The organism is Arthrobacter sp. MYb23, from assembly GCF_002979775.1.
In the GTDB taxonomy this organism is placed as follows: Bacteria; Actinomycetota; Actinomycetes; order Actinomycetales; family Micrococcaceae; genus Arthrobacter.
This window is the reverse complement of record NZ_PCPR01000004.1, coordinates 1-16978: the sequence shown is the minus strand read 5'-3', so window position 1 is coordinate 16978 and position 16978 is coordinate 1. Positions and strand designations below refer to the sequence as shown.

16 protein-coding genes are annotated in these 16978 nt (G+C 62.6%); 15 read left to right on the top strand and 1 reads right to left on the bottom strand.

The window, feature by feature from the left end; genetic code table 11:
* Positions 1–49 precede the first annotated feature (49 nt).
* The 4 genes from CQ020_RS06465 (at position 50) to CQ020_RS06450 (ending at position 4115) form a co-directional block, all read left to right on the top strand.
* The gene (locus tag CQ020_RS06465; RefSeq protein WP_105691089.1) at positions 50–1171 is read left to right on the top strand and encodes a zinc-dependent metalloprotease; all 1122 of its coding nucleotides are present in this window, start codon (positions 50–52) and stop codon (positions 1169–1171) included.
* Positions 1172–1287: 116 nt separating this feature from the next.
* A complete protein-coding gene (tilS, locus tag CQ020_RS06460) occupies positions 1288–2358 on the top strand; it encodes a tRNA lysidine(34) synthetase TilS (RefSeq protein WP_105691306.1) in 1071 nt (356 codons plus the stop codon).
* Positions 2359–2389: 31 nt separating this feature from the next.
* The gene (gene hpt / locus CQ020_RS06455; RefSeq protein WP_011772910.1) at positions 2390–2941 is read left to right on the top strand and encodes a hypoxanthine phosphoribosyltransferase; all 552 of its coding nucleotides are present in this window, start codon (positions 2390–2392) and stop codon (positions 2939–2941) included.
* A gap of 340 nt (positions 2942–3281) precedes the next feature.
* Entirely contained in the window at positions 3282–4115 is an 834-nt protein-coding gene (locus tag CQ020_RS06450; RefSeq protein WP_105691088.1) for a hypothetical protein, read from the top strand.
* Between the two features lie 14 nt (positions 4116–4129).
* On the opposite strand, the gene CQ020_RS06445 is transcribed toward CQ020_RS06450, so the two are convergent.
* A complete protein-coding gene (locus CQ020_RS06445) occupies positions 4130–4777 on the bottom strand; it encodes a hypothetical protein (RefSeq protein ID WP_258141738.1) in 648 nt (215 codons plus the stop codon).
* Positions 4778–5692: 915 nt separating this feature from the next.
* On the opposite strand from CQ020_RS06445, the gene ftsH reads away from it, so the two are divergent.
* The 11 genes from ftsH to CQ020_RS06390 all read left to right on the top strand — a co-directional run bounded on the left by ftsH (position 5693) and on the right by CQ020_RS06390 (position 16284).
* Complete coding sequence (gene ftsH, locus CQ020_RS06440; protein ID WP_105691086.1) at positions 5693–7762, top strand: ATP-dependent zinc metalloprotease FtsH; 2070 nt, start codon at positions 5693–5695, stop codon at positions 7760–7762.
* A gap of 10 nt (positions 7763–7772) precedes the next feature.
* On the top strand, positions 7773–8408 hold the full coding sequence (gene folE, locus CQ020_RS06435) for a GTP cyclohydrolase I FolE (RefSeq protein ID WP_105691085.1): 636 nt from the start codon (positions 7773–7775) through the stop codon (positions 8406–8408).
* Between the two features lie 6 nt (positions 8409–8414).
* Positions 8415–9320, top strand: a complete 906-nt coding sequence (gene folP / locus CQ020_RS06430) for a dihydropteroate synthase (protein WP_105691084.1) — start codon at positions 8415–8417, stop codon at positions 9318–9320.
* Between the two features lie 12 nt (positions 9321–9332).
* On the top strand, positions 9333–9692 hold the full coding sequence (folB, locus tag CQ020_RS06425) for a dihydroneopterin aldolase (RefSeq protein ID WP_024818972.1): 360 nt from the start codon (positions 9333–9335) through the stop codon (positions 9690–9692).
* The gene (gene folK, locus CQ020_RS06420; protein ID WP_105691083.1) at positions 9689–10234 is read left to right on the top strand and encodes a 2-amino-4-hydroxy-6-hydroxymethyldihydropteridine diphosphokinase; all 546 of its coding nucleotides are present in this window, start codon (positions 9689–9691) and stop codon (positions 10232–10234) included. Before folB ends, folK begins: the two co-directional genes overlap by 4 nt.
* Complete coding sequence (locus CQ020_RS06415) at positions 10231–10752, top strand: DUF3180 domain-containing protein (protein ID WP_105691082.1); 522 nt, start codon at positions 10231–10233, stop codon at positions 10750–10752. Before folK ends, CQ020_RS06415 begins: the two co-directional genes overlap by 4 nt.
* A complete protein-coding gene (locus CQ020_RS06410) occupies positions 10733–11245 on the top strand; it encodes a PH domain-containing protein (RefSeq protein ID WP_024818975.1) in 513 nt (170 codons plus the stop codon). The genes CQ020_RS06415 and CQ020_RS06410 overlap by 20 nt, the downstream gene beginning before the upstream one ends.
* The gene (locus CQ020_RS06405; RefSeq protein ID WP_105691081.1) at positions 11242–12822 is read left to right on the top strand and encodes a PH domain-containing protein; all 1581 of its coding nucleotides are present in this window, start codon (positions 11242–11244) and stop codon (positions 12820–12822) included. The genes CQ020_RS06410 and CQ020_RS06405 overlap by 4 nt, the downstream gene beginning before the upstream one ends.
* Positions 12815–13723 carry a Rossmann-like and DUF2520 domain-containing protein gene (locus CQ020_RS06400; protein WP_105691080.1) on the top strand — a complete coding sequence of 303 codons (909 nt, stop codon included), beginning with the start codon at positions 12815–12817 and terminating at the stop codon, positions 13721–13723. Before CQ020_RS06405 ends, CQ020_RS06400 begins: the two co-directional genes overlap by 8 nt.
* A 5-nt stretch (positions 13724–13728) precedes the next feature.
* Positions 13729–14631 (top strand): pantoate--beta-alanine ligase, encoded by a 903-nt coding sequence (panC, locus tag CQ020_RS06395; protein WP_105691079.1) that lies wholly within the window; start codon positions 13729–13731, stop codon positions 14629–14631.
* Positions 14632–14736: 105 nt separating this feature from the next.
* A complete protein-coding gene (locus CQ020_RS06390; protein ID WP_105691078.1) occupies positions 14737–16284 on the top strand; it encodes a DHA2 family efflux MFS transporter permease subunit in 1548 nt (515 codons plus the stop codon).
* Positions 16285–16978: the final 694 nt, after the last annotated feature.

Sequence of the window (16978 nt, the reverse complement as noted above, 5' to 3'; positions counted from 1 at the left end):
CGGAGCGAACTTAAGGCTCACTGTCAGCCGCATGTGGTCTGATGGACGTATGGTGTCATCTGCCCGAGATTCGTCAGCAGGGGCCCCGTCCCTGATCAATTGGGACCTGGCCGCCTCTACGGCTGCCCGGCTTGCCCCTCCCGGTCCGGAGCTTAGCGCCGGGGAGATCGGCAAGGCCGTGGATAATCTGCGTTTTAACGCGGATGTCTCCGTCCCGCACGTCCACGACATCACCGGCTTGGAGGCCGCGAAGGATCTGCGTGATTCGCACGTTCTTGTAGTGGACCGGGCCTCGTGGTCCAAGGCCAACACGCAGAGTTTCGCCGTGATGCTCCAACCCGCGCTGAAAAAGATGCTGGACAGCCGCAGCGGAGTGTCCATGACCCCCGCCGCAGCGGCCGCCAGCGGTGCCATCACCGGCGCCCAGCTCGGCACAGTGCTGGCGTTCCTCTCCAGCAAAGTCCTCGGCCAGTACGATCCGTTTGCTGCCCTGGCCCCGGATTCCAACGTTCCCCCGGGCGGCAGGCTCTTGTTGGTGGCGCCAAACATCATCTCCGTGGAGCGTGAACTCAACGTCCACCCGGACGACTTCCGTCTCTGGGTTTGCCTCCATGAACAGACTCACCGGGTCCAGTTCGCGGCCGCACCGTGGCTCAGGCACCACATGCTGGACGAGATCGAGAAGCTCAGCGGCAACCTTCTGGGCAACATGGATACGTTGGTTGAACGCGCCGGCGCTGTAGCCAAGTCCCTGCGGGACCGTAACCCCACGGAGAAGACACCGGGCCGTGGCGCCATCCTGGACCTCCTCCAGAACCCGGAGGAAAAAGCGTCCCTCTCCCACATCACGGCCGTCATGAGCCTCTTGGAAGGCCACGCCAACGTGGTGATGGATGCCGTGGATTCGAGCATCGTCCCCTCCGTGAGGACCATCCGCCAGCGCTTCAACGAGCGCGGCAAGGACCGCGGCGTGGTGGAGAAGTTCATCCGCAACCTCCTCGGCCTGGATGCCAAGATGCGCCAGTACACCGATGGCGCCAAGTTCGTCCGCGAAGTGGTGGCTGTGGCCGGCATGGAGGGCTTCAACCGCGTGTGGGAGTCCGCCGAGTACCTGCCCACCGAAGAAGAGATCCACAACTCCAAGCTGTGGCTTGAGCGGATGGGGCTTTGAGCGTTCCTTCCGGTTCTGCTCCTGGTTCCGCTGGCGGGTCTGCCGTCAGTTCAGCAGCCAAGGGTCGACGTCGGCCCGGGCGTTTGGCGCCGGTCGTCGGCAAAGCGCGGAAGCAGTTGCAGAACGCTTTGGCCTCTGCGGGCTACCCCTCGCATGTGCTTGTTGCCTGCAGTGGCGGCCCGGATTCGTTGGCTTTGGCCGCCATAGCCGCCTACTTCGCCAGGCGGGGTCACGTGGACGGACACCCGGTGTCCGTTGCCGGTGTGGTGGTGGATCATCAGCTGCAGGCAGGCTCTGCGGAGGTCGCCTCCCGGACCGCCGCAGTGCTGCGTGAACTGGGACTGTCTCCAGTGGAAGTGCGCACCGTAGAAGTTGCAGCAACTGGTTTTGGGCCCGAGGCTGCGGCCAGGGATGCCCGTCATGCTGCGTTGGAATCCGCTGCATCCCGGCTTGGCTGTGACGCGATCCTGCTCGGCCACACACTGGACGACCAAGCCGAGCAAGTCCTCCTGGGGCTGGCCCGTGGGTCCGGAACACGGTCACTTGCTGGCATGAGGCACGCCCGAGGTCGCCTGCTCAGGCCCTTCCTCGGCCTTCGTCGTGAGGAAACGCTGGAAATTTGCCGTGTGGAGGAGCTCTCTCCCTGGCATGACCCCAGTAACTCCGATCCCGCCTTCGCCAGATCCAGGACGCGTGTTGAAGTGATGCCCGTTTTGGAAGAGAAGCTCGGCCCGGGGGTTGCTGAGTCGCTGGCCAGGACCGCTGCAATCCTGCAGCAAGACGCAGACTTCCTCGAAGACCTCGCCAACGAGACCTATCTCTCACTTGTCCAGCGCGAAGGCAGGGACGCCTGGCTTCCCGAAGACGCCGTCCGTGAGCTGCCCGCAGCGCTCAGGTTCCGCGTCATCGCGAAGGCGGCGGCCGACGTCGGCGGTCAACAACCCGGCTACGGGCGCCTTCACGCTGCGGAAGCGCTGCTTCGCCGGCAAGGGTCGGCGGGACCTGTGGAGCTTCCCGGCCACGTCAGTGTGTTCCGCTTGTCCCTCAATGATTTGGAGCAGGAACGCTTTGTTCCCGCGGGTGGTTCGTCAGCTGTTTCGGCGGGTGCTGCGGCTGACGGCGTTCCCCGACAGGCCTCCCCCTGTGGGAAGCTAGTATTCCGGCATCAGAAACCGTCCCAACAGTAGCCGCACCCGAGCATCAAAACAGGAGCCATTGGTGGATTCAAACGACGTCCAGGCAGATCTCAAGCACGTTCTTTACACCAAAGAGCAAATCCAAACGCGTATCGCGGAACTGGCGGCGCAGATCGACAAAGACTACGAAGGCCGCGACATCCTCATTGTCGGTGTCCTCAAGGGTGCGGTCATGGTCATGGCTGACCTCGCGCGTGCGCTGCACAGCCACGTCAGCATGGACTGGATGGCAGTCTCGTCCTACGGCTCGGGAACTCAGTCCTCGGGTGTTGTCCGGATCCTGAAGGACCTCGACACCGACCTCATGGGCAAGGATGTCCTGATCGTCGAGGACATCATCGACTCCGGCCTGACCCTGTCCTGGCTCAAGTCAAACCTTGAATCCCGTGGCACGGCAAGCGTCGAAATCTGCACGGCTTTCCGTAAGCCGACCGCCGCCAAGGTGGAAATCGACGTCAAGTACGTCGGCTACGACATCCCTAACGAATTCGTGGTGGGCTACGGCCTGGATTACGCCGAGAAGTACCGCAACCTGGACTTCGTGGGCACCCTGGCTCCGCACGTTTACGAGTAGGCCCTCTACTTCACACCGCCTTCGCCGCGCCCTTTTCCGCCATTTGCACCCGTGACCTCTGGTGCGTGTGGCGGGTTTGGGTGCGGTGTTGGTGCTTAAGGGGTGCGCTGGGCGGTAGCGGGTGCAGCTGGTGGCAGGGGGCTGATCGTGTTCCCTGTTTTGTCTTGGAGTGCGTTCGTGTCGCCGCGCCCTTTTCCGCCGTTCGCTCCCGTAACCTCTGGTGCGTGTGGCGGGTTTGGGTGCGGTGTTGGTGCTTTAGGGGTGCGCTGTGCGGTAGCGGGTGCAGCTATCAGGTTCGTGAACCCTGCCGCATCGCCGACCCTTCGCGCTAAACTGGACCATGACCGGTGCTCCTGCCCGTCTCTTGACGTGGCTCGCCGTCATGGCGACTCTCCTCACGGCCTGCACTCCTGCGGTCGATCTCACCGAGGCCGATGCCGGGCAGCCAATTGCGTCCTCTTCCGCTGCGCCAACAACGCGTGACGTCCAGGCAGTGCCGTCAACGAGCGCCACCCAAACTCCTGTGCCTCCTCCGCCCGCACCTCCGCAGCCCGCACCTCCGCCCGCTGTACCTCAGGCCTTCGCCCTGAACCTTTACCAAGAGGGGGACTTCGTCCCGCAGTACACCTTTGACTGGTGTGTCGCCGCGAGCATCCAAATGGCACACAACCTCATCGATGACACCGGCGGCGGAACATGGGCATCCTCCGCACAGCAAAGCGAGTTGTGGGAGATGGCCCGTGCACGTTCCTCGAATTCATTCAACGGTGCCAACCCTCGGGGCTGGGCGCAGGTGTTGACTGAGGTTGGAATGGGTCCGTACGCGGTGGTCAGCGTCGCAACCTACGAGGACACGTTGCAGACGGCGGCGCGAGCAATAGCCGAAACTGGCCGGCCGGTGGGGTTGGTCATGTGGAGCGGCCGGCACGCTTGGGTGATGAGCGGCTTTGAGTCCGTGGGTGATCCCGCGCAGTTCCCGGAGTTCCAGGTGACGGGGATTCGTGTCCTGGATCCGCTCTATCCTCACGGCAGCGGACAGTGGGGTCCCTCTCCGGAGCCCAACAGTCTGCTTACTCCGGAGCAACTGGCCACTCAGTTCGTGGTCCGTGAGCCCCGGCGCTGGAGCACTGACCTGCCCACTGGTTACTTACTGGTGCTTCCGGTCGCGGCCTGACTCAGCTGGGTGCCTTAAGCCGCGCGCAGGGAGTGAAGACCGCCGTCGTTCAAAATGCGTGCGAACACGCGTGGGTTCATCATGTCGGACCAGTCCCAGCGAACAACAGTGAGGCCTAGTGCCCGCAGCCCATTTTCGCGGGCCTTCTCTGCCATGATTGCCTGCTGGATGGTCTGGTTTCCCCGCAACTCATGTCTCAAGTATTTTCCTTGCCCATCGAATTCCCCCACCAGATCGAGTTCTGGCCACCAGAAATCAGTTCGGGCAGTTCGTCCGTTTCTCAGCGTAAAAGAGCCTTGGAGGCTGGGCATGGGGAAGTTGAGCAAGATCATTTGGGCTCGACTCATGGATTCACCCACTGATTCGGACTTTTCTGAAGAGAGTTCCAGAATCGATAGGGCACGTCGTCTCCTTGAGGCGCTGGTGAGAGCGGAAGTGGCTTCGGCCAGTTCGTCCATGCGCGCCGGTGGACCCCACGCCTTGTCCTTATTCCAATCGCCGGCCTCAAAAGCGTCGCCCAACCTTTGATTTCGGCGACTGGAGTCCACAACGGCCAAGGCCTCAGCAAAGTTCAGTGCGGCCGCCAGCTCTACTGTGGTGCGCGCCTTGTCCGTTACCTGAAAGTCGCCCAGTTGGGCCACCCCGCTATCAAGGGAGCCCAAGCTTCGCCGGATTCCGTGCTTTGACCTGCCGCCCCTTGGGTCATCAGTGACGGTGCATAAATGCTTCGGCACACTCACTATGCCCAGCCCCCACAAGAGTGCGGCCGTCTGCAAGTTGAAGAGGGGAGGTGTCTTGACCGCATTGACCAGTGCCGCTGCTTGAAGTCCGTGCCGCTGGCGCTCGTTCAATTCCGCCCAAGAGGCAGCGCGAATATATGCGCCCCGTCGAACCCGAACAAGCTCGCCACGTTTGGCCTGCTTCGCAAGGTGTCGGGCGTCCTGTCCAATGCGTGTCGCATCTGAAGCAAGTATGAGTTCCGGAATGGCCATAAGTTCCACGTTTCCCGGTTCTATGCGAAGACAAAAGTACCCGTCCGAGCTATGTGGAAAAACACCTCCGGGACCACGCGGGAGGAGCAAAGTAATGCACACCAAATTGCGTTGGTAGTGCGAACGCTCCTCCAAGGCCCGCACCCTTTTCCGCTGAGCGCGCCCTTTTCTCAACGTGCCCGCACCCGTTTCCGCCATTCGCGCCAGTGGTTACGGGTGCGGATGGCGGGAAGGGGTGCTGCGGCGCAAGGGTGGCGGGTTACGGGAGCGTCGGCGCGGGGTGGCGTGGCGGGTTACGGGTGCGGCTGGCGCGACGGGTTGTGTCGGTGGTTACGGGTGCGGCTGGCGCGACGGGTTGTGTCGGTAGCCAGCCAACACCGCCCCCGCACCACCTGAGCAACGCAAAACCCCTGTTCCAGCACACGCAACGCGAGTATCCTGTGTACGCCCAGAGGGAACTTTTGGACTTTCCGATGCGTGAATTACTGGGAACGGTGTATAGCTTGAAACTGAAGCAGCACCACTCGCGCGCAGAAGTTGCGCCTTGCAGCACTACCAGGAGGGACGGGGCAAAACCCCGATCAGATGAAAGCTAAGAGTTTCTTCAAGGGCCCGGGCATCTGGATTGTTGTCGTCGTTGGCTTGCTCCTGGTGGCATTCGCAACGCTGGCTCCGGGCGGTTCCACGCGCATTGACACCAAAGATGGCCTCGAACTCCTTTCCCAAAGCGGGAAGGTTGAGCAGGCCAAGATTTTCGACGCTGAGAACCGCGTTGACCTGGTGCTTAAGGACAACCTGAACCTGGATGGCCAGGACAAGGGCAAGAACGTTCAGTTCTTCTACGTCACGGATCGTGGTCCGGACGTGGTCAAGGCTGTCACCAACGCCAACCCGGACAAGGGCTTCACGGATCAGCCGGTGGAGAACAACTGGTTCTCCGGCCTGTTCTCCCTGCTCATCCCTGTGTTGCTGCTCGGTGTCCTGTTCTGGTTCCTGCTTTCCCGCATGCAGGGCGGCGGCTCCAAGGTGATGCAGTTCGGCAAGTCCAAGGCCAAACTGGTCAACAAGGACATGCCCCAGGTGACCTTCTCTGACGTCGCCGGTGCTGACGAAGCCGTGGAAGAGCTCCAGGAAATCAAGGAGTTCCTCCAGGAGCCGGCCAAGTTCCAGGCCGTTGGTGCCAAGATTCCCAAGGGTGTGCTGCTCTATGGCCCTCCAGGTACCGGTAAGACGCTGCTGGCACGCGCTGTTGCCGGCGAGGCCGGCGTTCCCTTCTTCTCCATCTCCGGCTCGGACTTCGTTGAAATGTTCGTCGGCGTTGGTGCTTCACGTGTCCGCGACCTCTTTGAGCAAGCCAAAGCAAGCTCCCCGGCCATCATCTTCGTTGATGAAATCGACGCCGTTGGACGTCACCGTGGTGCCGGCATCGGCGGCGGCAATGATGAGCGCGAGCAGACCCTGAACCAGCTCCTCGTTGAGATGGACGGCTTCGACGTCAAGACCAACGTCATCCTCATCGCGGCCACCAACCGGCCCGACGTCCTGGACCCTGCGCTGCTGCGTCCGGGCCGTTTCGATCGCCAGATCACCGTGGAAGCACCGGACATGATCGGCCGTGAACAGATCCTCAACGTCCACGCCAAGGGCAAGCCGATGGCGCCGGGAATCGACCTCAGGGGTGTTGCCAAGAAGACCCCCGGTTACACGGGTGCGGACCTGGCCAACGTCCTGAACGAAGCTGCGTTGCTGACTGCGCGTTCCAATGCCAACCTGATCGATGACCGCGCACTGGACGAGGCAATCGACCGCGTCATGGCGGGCCCGCAGAAGCGCAGCCGCGTTATGAAGGAACTCGAGCGCAAGATCACCGCGTACCACGAAGGTGGGCACGCACTGGTTGCTGCCGCACTGCGTAACTCCGCTCCGGTCACCAAGATCACCATCCTTCCCCGTGGGCGTGCTCTCGGCTACACCATGGTGATCCCTGAGGATGACAAGTACTCGATCACCCGCAATGAACTGCTGGACCAGATGGCCTACGCCATGGGCGGGCGTGTTGCGGAGGAAATCGTGTTCCACGATCCCTCTACAGGAGCCTCCAACGACATCGAAAAGGCCACCTCCACGGCCCGGAAGATGGTTACCCAGTACGGCATGAGTGAACGTGTTGGGGCCGTGAAGTTGGGCCAAGGCGGCGGTGAGCCGTTCCTCGGCCGCGACGCCGCGCAGGAGCGCAACTTCTCGGACCAGATCGCTTACGTTGTGGACGAGGAAGTGCGTCGTCTGATTGACCAGGCTCACGATGAGGCGTACGCCATCCTCACCGAGAACCGCGACGTTTTGGACCGTCTGGCACTGGAACTGCTGGAGCGCGAAACTCTGAACCAGCAGGAGATCGCGGAAATCTTCCATGACATCCGGAAGCGTGATTTCCGTGAAATCTGGCTGTCCAAGGAATCCCGTCCTGTCCAGTCCATCCCGCCCGTGGAATCACGCGCCGAAAAGGCTGAACGCGAAGCCCAGGAAGAGGCCAAGAAGGCCCGCTTGGACGAGCCTTTGGACGTCGTGGCCCCGCATGCCCAGGGGGTCAGCAGCCAGGAGTCATTCCAGGCCCCGCAGCCCGACGGCGGCAACGACCACCCGCATCACGGCTAAGCTTTCTGCTGTGACTCATTTCGACGACGACGACGACCTCGCCGCCGCCCACGGTTCCGCCGCGGGCTCCACGCACAGCCACAAGGTGGACCGGCCGCGCATTGAAGCGGCTGTCCGCGAGATCCTCCTGGCAATAGGTGAGGATCCTGAGCGTGGAGGCCTCTTGGACACGCCCAAGCGCGTGGCCAAGGCTTACGCCGAGGTCTTTGCAGGTCTGCACCAGCACCCTGCGGATGTCCTTTCCACCACGTTTGACCTCGACCATGAAGAGCTTGTCCTGGTAAAGGACATTCCCTTTTATTCCACGTGCGAGCATCACTTGGTGCCGTTCCACGGAGTGGCGCATGTTGGTTATATTCCGTCACATGACGGCAAAGTGACCGGCCTGAGCAAGTTGGCACGACTGGTGGATATCTATGCCCGGCGGCCTCAGGTGCAGGAACGCCTCACTACGCAGATTGTTGAGGCGCTGGTGAAGCACCTCAACCCGCGCGGCGCGATTGTCGTCGTCGAATGTGAACACATGTGCATGTCCATGCGCGGCATTCGCAAGCCTGGCGCAAAGACCGTCACCAGTGCGGTGCGCGGTCAACTCCATGACCCGGCCACCCGCGCCGAGGCCATGAGCCTCATACTCGGAAGGTAAAGCACTATGGACTCCCTCGCTGCAGCACCCGGAACCGGCCCGGCCACAAGCCCGTTGCCGATTCTCCGTAAACCGCGCCCCGCGGCCAGGTTCGAGGACCTGCCGACGGATCGCACGCTCGTTATGGGAATCCTCAATGTCACCCCGGATTCTTTCAGCGACGGCGGTACTCACCGGACACCGGACACTGCCATCGCCCTCGGCCTGCGGATGTTTTACGCGGGCGCGGACATCATTGACGTCGGTGGTGAATCCACCCGATCGGGTGCCGAACCGGTTTCTCCTGAAGAAGAGCAGCGTCGCGTCATCCCCGTGATTCAGGCGCTGGTGAAGGCCGGTGCGCTGGTCAGCATCGACACCATGCATACGTCCACCGCGGCGGCTGCGATTGAGGCGGGGGCGGCCATCATTAACGATGTTTCCGGCCTGACGATTGAACCGGACATGCCCGAGCTCGTTGCCCGGACCAAGGTTCCCTACATCCTCACGCACCGCCGTGGCGACGCCCTCACCATGGACAGTCTCACGGATTACGGCAACGTCACCGAGGACGTGGTGGCGGAGCTCAGCGGCGTCCGCGACAAGTTGTACGCAGCAGGTGTTGCGCCGGAGCAGATCATCATCGATCCCGGCGTTGGCTTCTCCAAGAATGAAGAGCAGAACTGGGAAATCCTCAGGAACCTTGATCAGCTTTTCTCGCTGGGCCACAAGGTGATGGTTGCCGCTTCCCGTAAGCGCTTCCTCGGTTCGCTCCTCACAGTGGCTGGAAAGTCCGCTGCGCCCTTGGAGCGAGACGCCGCGACGGCCGCCATCACTGCTTTGAGTGCCACCAAGGGTGCCTGGGCTGTCCGCGTTCACGACGTCGGCCCCAGCCTTGACGCCGTCAAGGTTTCCGCCCGCATTTCCCGCTGATTGGATACCGCTGTGGACAGGATCACGCTGACCGGCGTCACCGCCGTCGGTTATCACGGAGTGTTCGATTTCGAACGCCGTGACGGCCAGCCCTTTGTTGTGGATGCCGTGCTGCACACGGACTTCACCAAAGCTGCTGAGACGGATGATCTGCAGTACACGGCTCATTACGGTGAAGTGGCTGAACTGATTACCAAGCACATCGAGGGCGAGCCCTTGAACCTCATTGAGGGCCTGGCTGTCCGGATTGCCGAGGGCATCCTTGAGAACTACAACGTAGCCGCCGTCGATATTACGGTTCACAAACCCAAGGCGCCTATCGAGGTCCCGTTTGGCGACGTTACTGTCAGCGTCCACCGGGAGCGATCATGACGTCCGGCTATACCAAGGCCGTCCTGGCCCTTGGCAGCAACCTGGGGGAGCGCAACGACACTTTGTCCACAGCCGTCGCGGATCTGGTGGACCCGCCGGAGGTGCGCCTTTTGGGTGTTTCGCCGGTGGTGCAGACCAAAGCCGTCGGCGGTCCCGAGGGCCAACCTGATTTCCTGAACATGGTCATGGCTGTGGAGACCACCCTGACTCCTATGGAGCTCCTGAAGCATTGCCATCGCGTGGAACAGAAGCATCTCCGCACCCGCGAGGTGCATTGGGGTCCAAGGACGCTGGACGTGGATGTCATCGTGTTCGGAGATGTCGTTAGCAGCGATCCCGTTCTGACCATTCCGCATCCGCGGGCAGCTGAACGCGCTTTCGTGCTGTATCCGTGGTCCCTCCTGGAGCCGCACGCCACACTGAACGGCCGGAGCGTGGCTGAACTCGCCGCCGTCGCCGCTGACATGCCGGACATCCGGCGCTTCGACGGTTTCGGTGACGTGGCCGGTGTTCCGGCGACCGGGGCAGTGGAGCAGCCATGAAAGCAATGCGCCCGGTAGTTCTTTTGCTCATCGCCGTCATCGCTGCCGTGATTGGTTGGTTGGCTACGCTGACTACCAACCGTTTCAGCATGCCAACACCTGTGTTGCCGGTTTCGGCGCTGATCACCATGGCCGTCATCGCCGGGCTGACGCTGATCATGGGCATCCGTGTGCTGCGTTGGCGCAACGGCAAGAAGAAGAACATGCTCAATCCGATCCTGGCGGCAAGGACGTTGATTCTGGCCCAGGCCTGCGCTTACGCCGGGACTTTGCTTCTTGGCTGGCATGCGGGGATCGCGGTGGATCTTCTCCGTATTGGCGGGTTGCGCGGAGGCGAGGGCGTTCTGTGGAACGCCCTGTTGATGGGTGGCGGTGGCGTGGTGATGGTTGTCGTCGGAGTCGTGGTGGAGCGGTTCTGCCGGATCCCACCCGAGGATCTCGATGGTGGTACCGCCGGACCGGAAACCCGTCGCGGCGAAACTAAAGGTGAAGGCGAATATGCATACCGAGGCGATTGACCCTCCCGGCGTCCAGTGGCTGCGGGTGTCCCCGAAGTACGTCACTGTTCGTTTGGTGGAGTGGGCAATCGGCAATGTCATCATGCTGGCGGTCCTCAGTTTGCCTCTGATTTTCGTGTTGCTCGGTTGGTGGAGGTGGCCGCCGTTGTGGCTTGCCATCACTGTCCCCGCAGTGATGCTGGTGTTGGCTTTGTGGCGGCTGGTGCTGATTCCCCGCCAGGTTCGGTCCATCGGGTACGCGGAGCGCGACGACGACCTCCTCATCCGCCGCGGCATCTTTTTCCAGCGAACCATGGTGGTCCCTTACGGCCGGATGCAATACGTGGACGTAGCGGTCGGTCCCGTTGAACGCAGCCTGGGGCTGTGCACCCTCAAGCTCCATACGGCCTCGGCGGGAACCAACGCGCACTTGCCTGGGCTTCCCTCAGCAGAAGGGGCACGCTTGCGCGAGCAGCTTTCGGCTCGCGGAGAAGCCAGGTTGGCCGGGCTGTGAGCCTGGAGAACGACGCCACTGAGAGCCTTCCGGCCAAGCCGGAACCAACGGTCGACGGCGACTGGAACCGCGTCCACCCTGCGTCACCGTTCGTTCGGGGCTGGGTGGCGCTTGCCGCCGTCGGGTTCTTCTTTGGCCGTGATGCTTTTGAGCGGATGCTGCAGGGCCGGGATTTCATGGATCCGAACCTCAGCGGCCGGGTGCCGTGGCTCCTGGCCGGCGGCGCCGTGGTGTTGCTGTTGACGGTAGGCGGTTTCATTCTCAGCTGGTACTTCACCCGCTATCAAGTGGCTGAGGGGTATGTCCGCGTCAACACCGGCTTCCTGTTCAAGCAGCAACGGCAGGCCAGGCTGGACCGCGTTCAGGCAATTGACATAGTGCAGCCGCTTTTGGCGCGCATCTTCGGGCTCGCTGAACTCAAGTTTGAAGTGGCCGACGCCGGCGAATCGGCCGTGCGCCTGGCTTACCTTCCGCTGGACAAGGCCAAACAGCTGCGTGCCACCATCCTTGCGCGGGCGGCCGGTGTGGTCAGCGGACCCGAGACGACGGAGGAAATTCCGGAAGCTCCCGAGCATGTTGTGTTGTCCGTGCCGCCGTCCCGGCTCGTCGGGTCCTTGCTTCTCAGCGAGCAGACCGTTGGAATTCTGGCGGGCGCGGCCGTGGTGGTTGCAGTCTCCGTTTTCACGCAGAACCAGACGCTTTTTCTGGCGCTTATCCCCGGCGTCCTGGGAATCGGCGCAGCGTACTGGAGCTCCTTCAACAAGGGTTACAACTTCACAGCGGCCATTTCGCCGGACGGTATCCGGCTCCGCTACGGTCTCTTGGATACCCAGGCGCAGACTGTGCCACCCGGACGTATTCAGGCGCTCATGGTGACGCAGCCGCCGCTGTGGAGGATATTCGGTTGGTACCGGATCCACGTGAACGTCGCGGGGTATGGAGTGTCAGGGAGTACCGAAGGTGCAGCCCGCACCATGCTGCTGCCCGTTGGCCTGAAGCCGGACGTTTTGCGGATGATGTCCTTGGTGTTGCCTGATCCTGGAGTTGAGGATCCGGAACGGGTATTCACTGCAGGGCTTGACGGACTGGGGCCAGTGGAAACCGGCTCATCGACGAGCGATGGCTTCACCACCACACCCCGCCGCGCACGCTTGCTGGCCCCGCTGGGCTGGCGACGCAACGGATTCCTTGCCACCAAAACGGCGTTGCTGATCCGTTCCGGTCGCTGGTGGCACACGCTGGTGATGGTTCCGCATCAGCGGACCCAATCCATGGCCCTGCACCAAGGACCGTTGGCGCGCCGCTTCGGTGTGGCCGATCTTGTCCTCCACACCACTGCCGGTCCCGTTTCTCCACGGGTGTTCCAAGCGGGCGTAGAGCAGGCTGTGGAGCTTTTCGATCAGCAGTCTGCCCGGGCACGGGAAGCACGGAAGCGGCAAACCAGCGAACAATGGCTGGCTCAGGTGGCCCCGCAAGCCCCGGAGGTCGCCGCCACTCTGACAGGAGAACCCGCGCAGCCAGAACCAGACATACATCCCCGGACTTCACCACCACAGGAGGAACGCCACCATGGCTAGGCCAGGACGACTCGGAGTTGGCATCATCGGCGCCGGCAAGGTGGGTGCCGTCCTTGGTGCCGCTTTGCGCGCAGCCGAGCACGCCGTCGTCGGGGTTTCTGCGGTGTCCGAGGCGAGCCGCGAGCGGGCGGAGACCCTGTTGCCCGGCGTCCCGGTCCTGGAAATCCAGGACATCGTGGAACGCTCGGAGCTCGTTCTGCTGGCTGTGCCTGACGACGCCTTGGGCGAGTTGGTCGAGGGACTGGCCAAGCTCGGTGCCTGGCAACCCGGTCAGCTGGTGGCGCATACGTCAGGCCGGTTCGGCGTCGGAATCCTCAACCCGGTCCGGGCGGTCGGCGCGATTCCGCTGGCGCTGCACCCGGCCATGACCTTTACAGGCATGAGCTTGGACCTGACCCGGCTCTTGGACTGCACGTTTGGTGTCACCGCCGACGCTGCCATGCTTCCTATCGCCCAGGCGCTGGTGGTGGAGATGGGTGCGGAACCCGTGGCCATTGCTGAGGCCGATCGCACGCTCTATCACGCGTCCCTCGCGCACAGCTCCAACCACATGGTGACGCTCGTGGCGCAGGCATCGCAGATGTTGCGCGAGATCGGCGTCGAAAACCCTGAGTCCATGCTTGGCCCGCTGTTGCGTGCGACGCTGGAGAACGCGCTTGCGTCCGGCGAGTCCGCGTTGACCGGTCCCGTGGCGCGCGGGGATGTTGGCACCGTTTCGGCGCATGCCCAGGCGCTGACGGAATACGACGGCGGTGCTGGCGGCGATGTTCTCGCGGCCTACCAGGCCATGGCGCAGGCCACTGCCCGCCGGGCGGTAAACCGCGGACTGCTGCGCCCGGAACAACTGAATGAGATTGACGAAGCATTGGGCGCCGAACCCAAGGCGCCGGAAGGAAACTGAACAGCATGGCCATCAAAATCGTGACCACTGCGGCGGAACTGCGCGCCGAAAGTGCCCGGCTCCTGGCTTTGAAAGGCGGACAGTCCCAGGGCTTGGTGCCCACCATGGGCGCGCTGCACTCAGGCCACGCCCAACTGGCCCGGACCGCCGTAGCGGAGAACGACGTCGTTGTAGCAACCATCTTCGTCAACCCCCTGCAGTTCGGTGATGCTGTGGACCTGGACCGCTACCCACGCACGCTCGACGCCGACATGGCCCTGCTTGATGCCGAAGGCGTGGACTTGGTTTTCGCACCGTCCGTGGACGAGGTGTACCCCGGCGGCCAACCGCTGGTGCGGGTGACGTCCGGCCCGCTGGGTGAAAAGTGGGAAGGCGCGTCGCGCCCCGGGCACTTCGACGGCGCCCTCACCGTGGTGGCAAAGTTGCTGCACTACGGACTCCCGGGAGGCGCGGCTGCGGACGGCACGACGGCGGCCTACCGGGCCTACTTTGGCCAGAAGGACGCTCAGCAGCTGGCTCTGGTGAAGCGCATGGTCTCGGACCTGAATTTTCCCGTGGAGATTGTGCCAGTGCCCATCGTTCGGAGCGACGACGGCTTGGCGCTCTCCAGCCGGAACCGGTTCCTTTCCGACGAAGAACGAGAAGCAGCACTGGTGCTGTCACGGGCTTTGCGCCTCATTGAGTCCCGCGCGAACGCGCACCAGCCGCTGGACCTCGATTCCGCCGTCGCGCTTGTCCAATCCCAGCCGCTGGTGGAACTGGACTATTTCGACGTCGTTGATCCCCTCACGCTTGAACCGCTCGCCGAGAACTGCAAGGAGACCCCTTTCCGCGGTGAGGGGTTGGCGATCATCGCCGCCAAAGTGGGCCCGGTGCGGCTCATCGACAACGCTCCGTTGTTCTCCTAGAGTTAGGAATTTTTCTACTGACGGGAATTGGATGGGCGTTTAGACTGTTTTAGTCTTCACCGGCATAGATCGCCGGACACCAAATCCAAACCTTGGGGAATCCTCATGTCTACCGACGTCACGTCCGACGCCAACGGCAAACCAGCATCGGACGCTTCCGGCTCCGTCACCTCCGCAGAGGCGGCGCCCCCGGTGGTGCCGGCGTCACAGGCGCCGGCCTCGAGCGCCCCGGCGTCACAGGCGCCGGCCTCGAGCGCCCCGGTGTCCGGGAAGATGTCCCGTGAATCCGTAACGGTCATTGTCACGCTGCTTGTTGCTACCTTCGTGGTGATCCTCAACGAGACCATCATGAACGTCGCCCTCCAGCGACTCATGACAGACCTTCAAGTCAGTGCCTCCACCGTGCAGTGGCTGGCCACCGGCTTCATGCTGACCATGGCCGTCGTCATCCCCACCACTGGATTCATCCTGCAACGGATGAGTACCCGCGGTGCCTTCATGCTGGCCATGGGACTATTCAGCGGTGGAACCTTGTTGGCCGCACTGGCACCGGGTTTCCTCGTGTTGTTGCTGGCACGCATCGTCCAGGCCGGTGGTACGGCCATCATGCTGCCGCTGCTGATGACCACCATCCTGACGCTGGTGCCGATGTCCAAACGTGGTGCCGTCATGGGCAACGTGAGCATCGCCATCTCGGTTGCTCCTGCTATGGGCCCCACAGTTTCCGGCATCATCCTGGACCATTTCTCCTGGCGCTTCATGTTCGTGTTCGTGTTGCCCGTTGCCTTGGCCGCTTTCGCGATCGGGGCCAAGTACCTCACCAATGTGGGGGAACGCGAGAAGACCACGTTGGATGTTCCTTCGGTGATCCTCACCGTGCCCGCATTCGGTGGATTGGTTTACGGCCTGAGCCAGATCGGCGGCGCGGACGCGGGCGTTGTTCCCGTCATCGCACTGGTGGTCGGCATCCTCTGCCTGGCATTGTTCGTCTTCCGGCAACTCAAGCTCCAGAAGTCCGACGCCCCGCTGCTGGACCTTCGCGCCTTCAAGTTCCGCATGTTCACGGTGTCCACCCTTTTGATGGTGGTTGCGATGATGGCCCTGTTCGGTGGCGTGATCCTGCTGCCGCTCTACCTCCAGAACACGCTCCACCTTCAGCCCTTGGAGACCGGACTGGCTCTGCTGCCGGGCGGTTTGGCCATGGGCTTGTTGGGGCCTGTCATCGGGCGGATCTTCGACAAAGTAGGTCCGTTGCCGCTGACTGTCACAGGTTCAGTGCTGATGGTTCTGACGCTGTGGCAGTTCTCCCGCTTGGATGAGGGCAGTGCGCTCGGCTGGGTTATTGCCCTCCACGTCACCCTGAGCCTTGGCCTGGCCCTTCTCTTTACGCCGGCCTTCACCACTGGCCTGAACCCACTGCCGCCGCACCTCTACTCCCACGGCTCCGCAATCATCAGCACCGCGCAGCAGGTTGCCGGTGCGGCTGGTACGGCACTGCTCGTGTCCATCTATGCCGTGGTTTCGGCGTCGTCCGGTCTTGTGGCCGGCATGCAGGCAGCATTCCTGGCCGCGACCATCATTGCCGTAGCCGCGGTAGTCCTCGGCGCCATGATGCGGAAGACCGAAGGGGCCGGAGGGCACGGGGGTCACTAAGCCTCCGTTGGCTCCGCCGGAGGCGGGGGTCATCCCTCGGAACTGATCGACCTTTGCGCGCTCGCTCCTTCGTCGCTTGGACGCGCGCTGCCGGACGACCCCCGCCTCCGCCTCTTTTCCCGACGCTCTTTCATATCCCTCGGGTTTGGGCTGGACGCTCGCTCACGTTCCTGGGGTTTGGGCTGGACGCTCGCTCATGTTCCTCGGGTTTGAGCTGGACGCTCCTTCACTTGTGGTGGGGGAGCGTTGGTGTTTTAACGGCGGGTGGTGGTTGTTTGGTTTTGGGTGTCGACGGCGGCGTGTTGGTTGTTGGGTTTTGCGGCCGGTGTCCGGTGGTTGGTTTGTGTGACGGGCTTCACCGAAATGGGTTGGTGGTGTTTTGGGGTGGTTTTGGGGTGTGGTGGGGTTGTTTTCCTTGTGTTGGCGGGGTTTTTGGGTGGTGTTGGTGTGGATTTGGTGTGGGGGTTGGGCGCGTGTAAAGTTATTCGAGTCGCCGCCGCTGATGCGGAAAGATAGCGACCGACTCCCTTTCAATTCACCGTTTTCGGTAGTGCTTTTGTGTGCTTCTGGTGGGTGTGGGAGGCCCGGGTTCTGGTTTGCTTTGTGCGGCTGGTTCGGGTAAGTTTGAAAAGTTGCTCCGGAGCGATCCTGTCCCTTTGTGGGGGTTTGGTGGTGCCGGGTGTGTCTGTTGTTT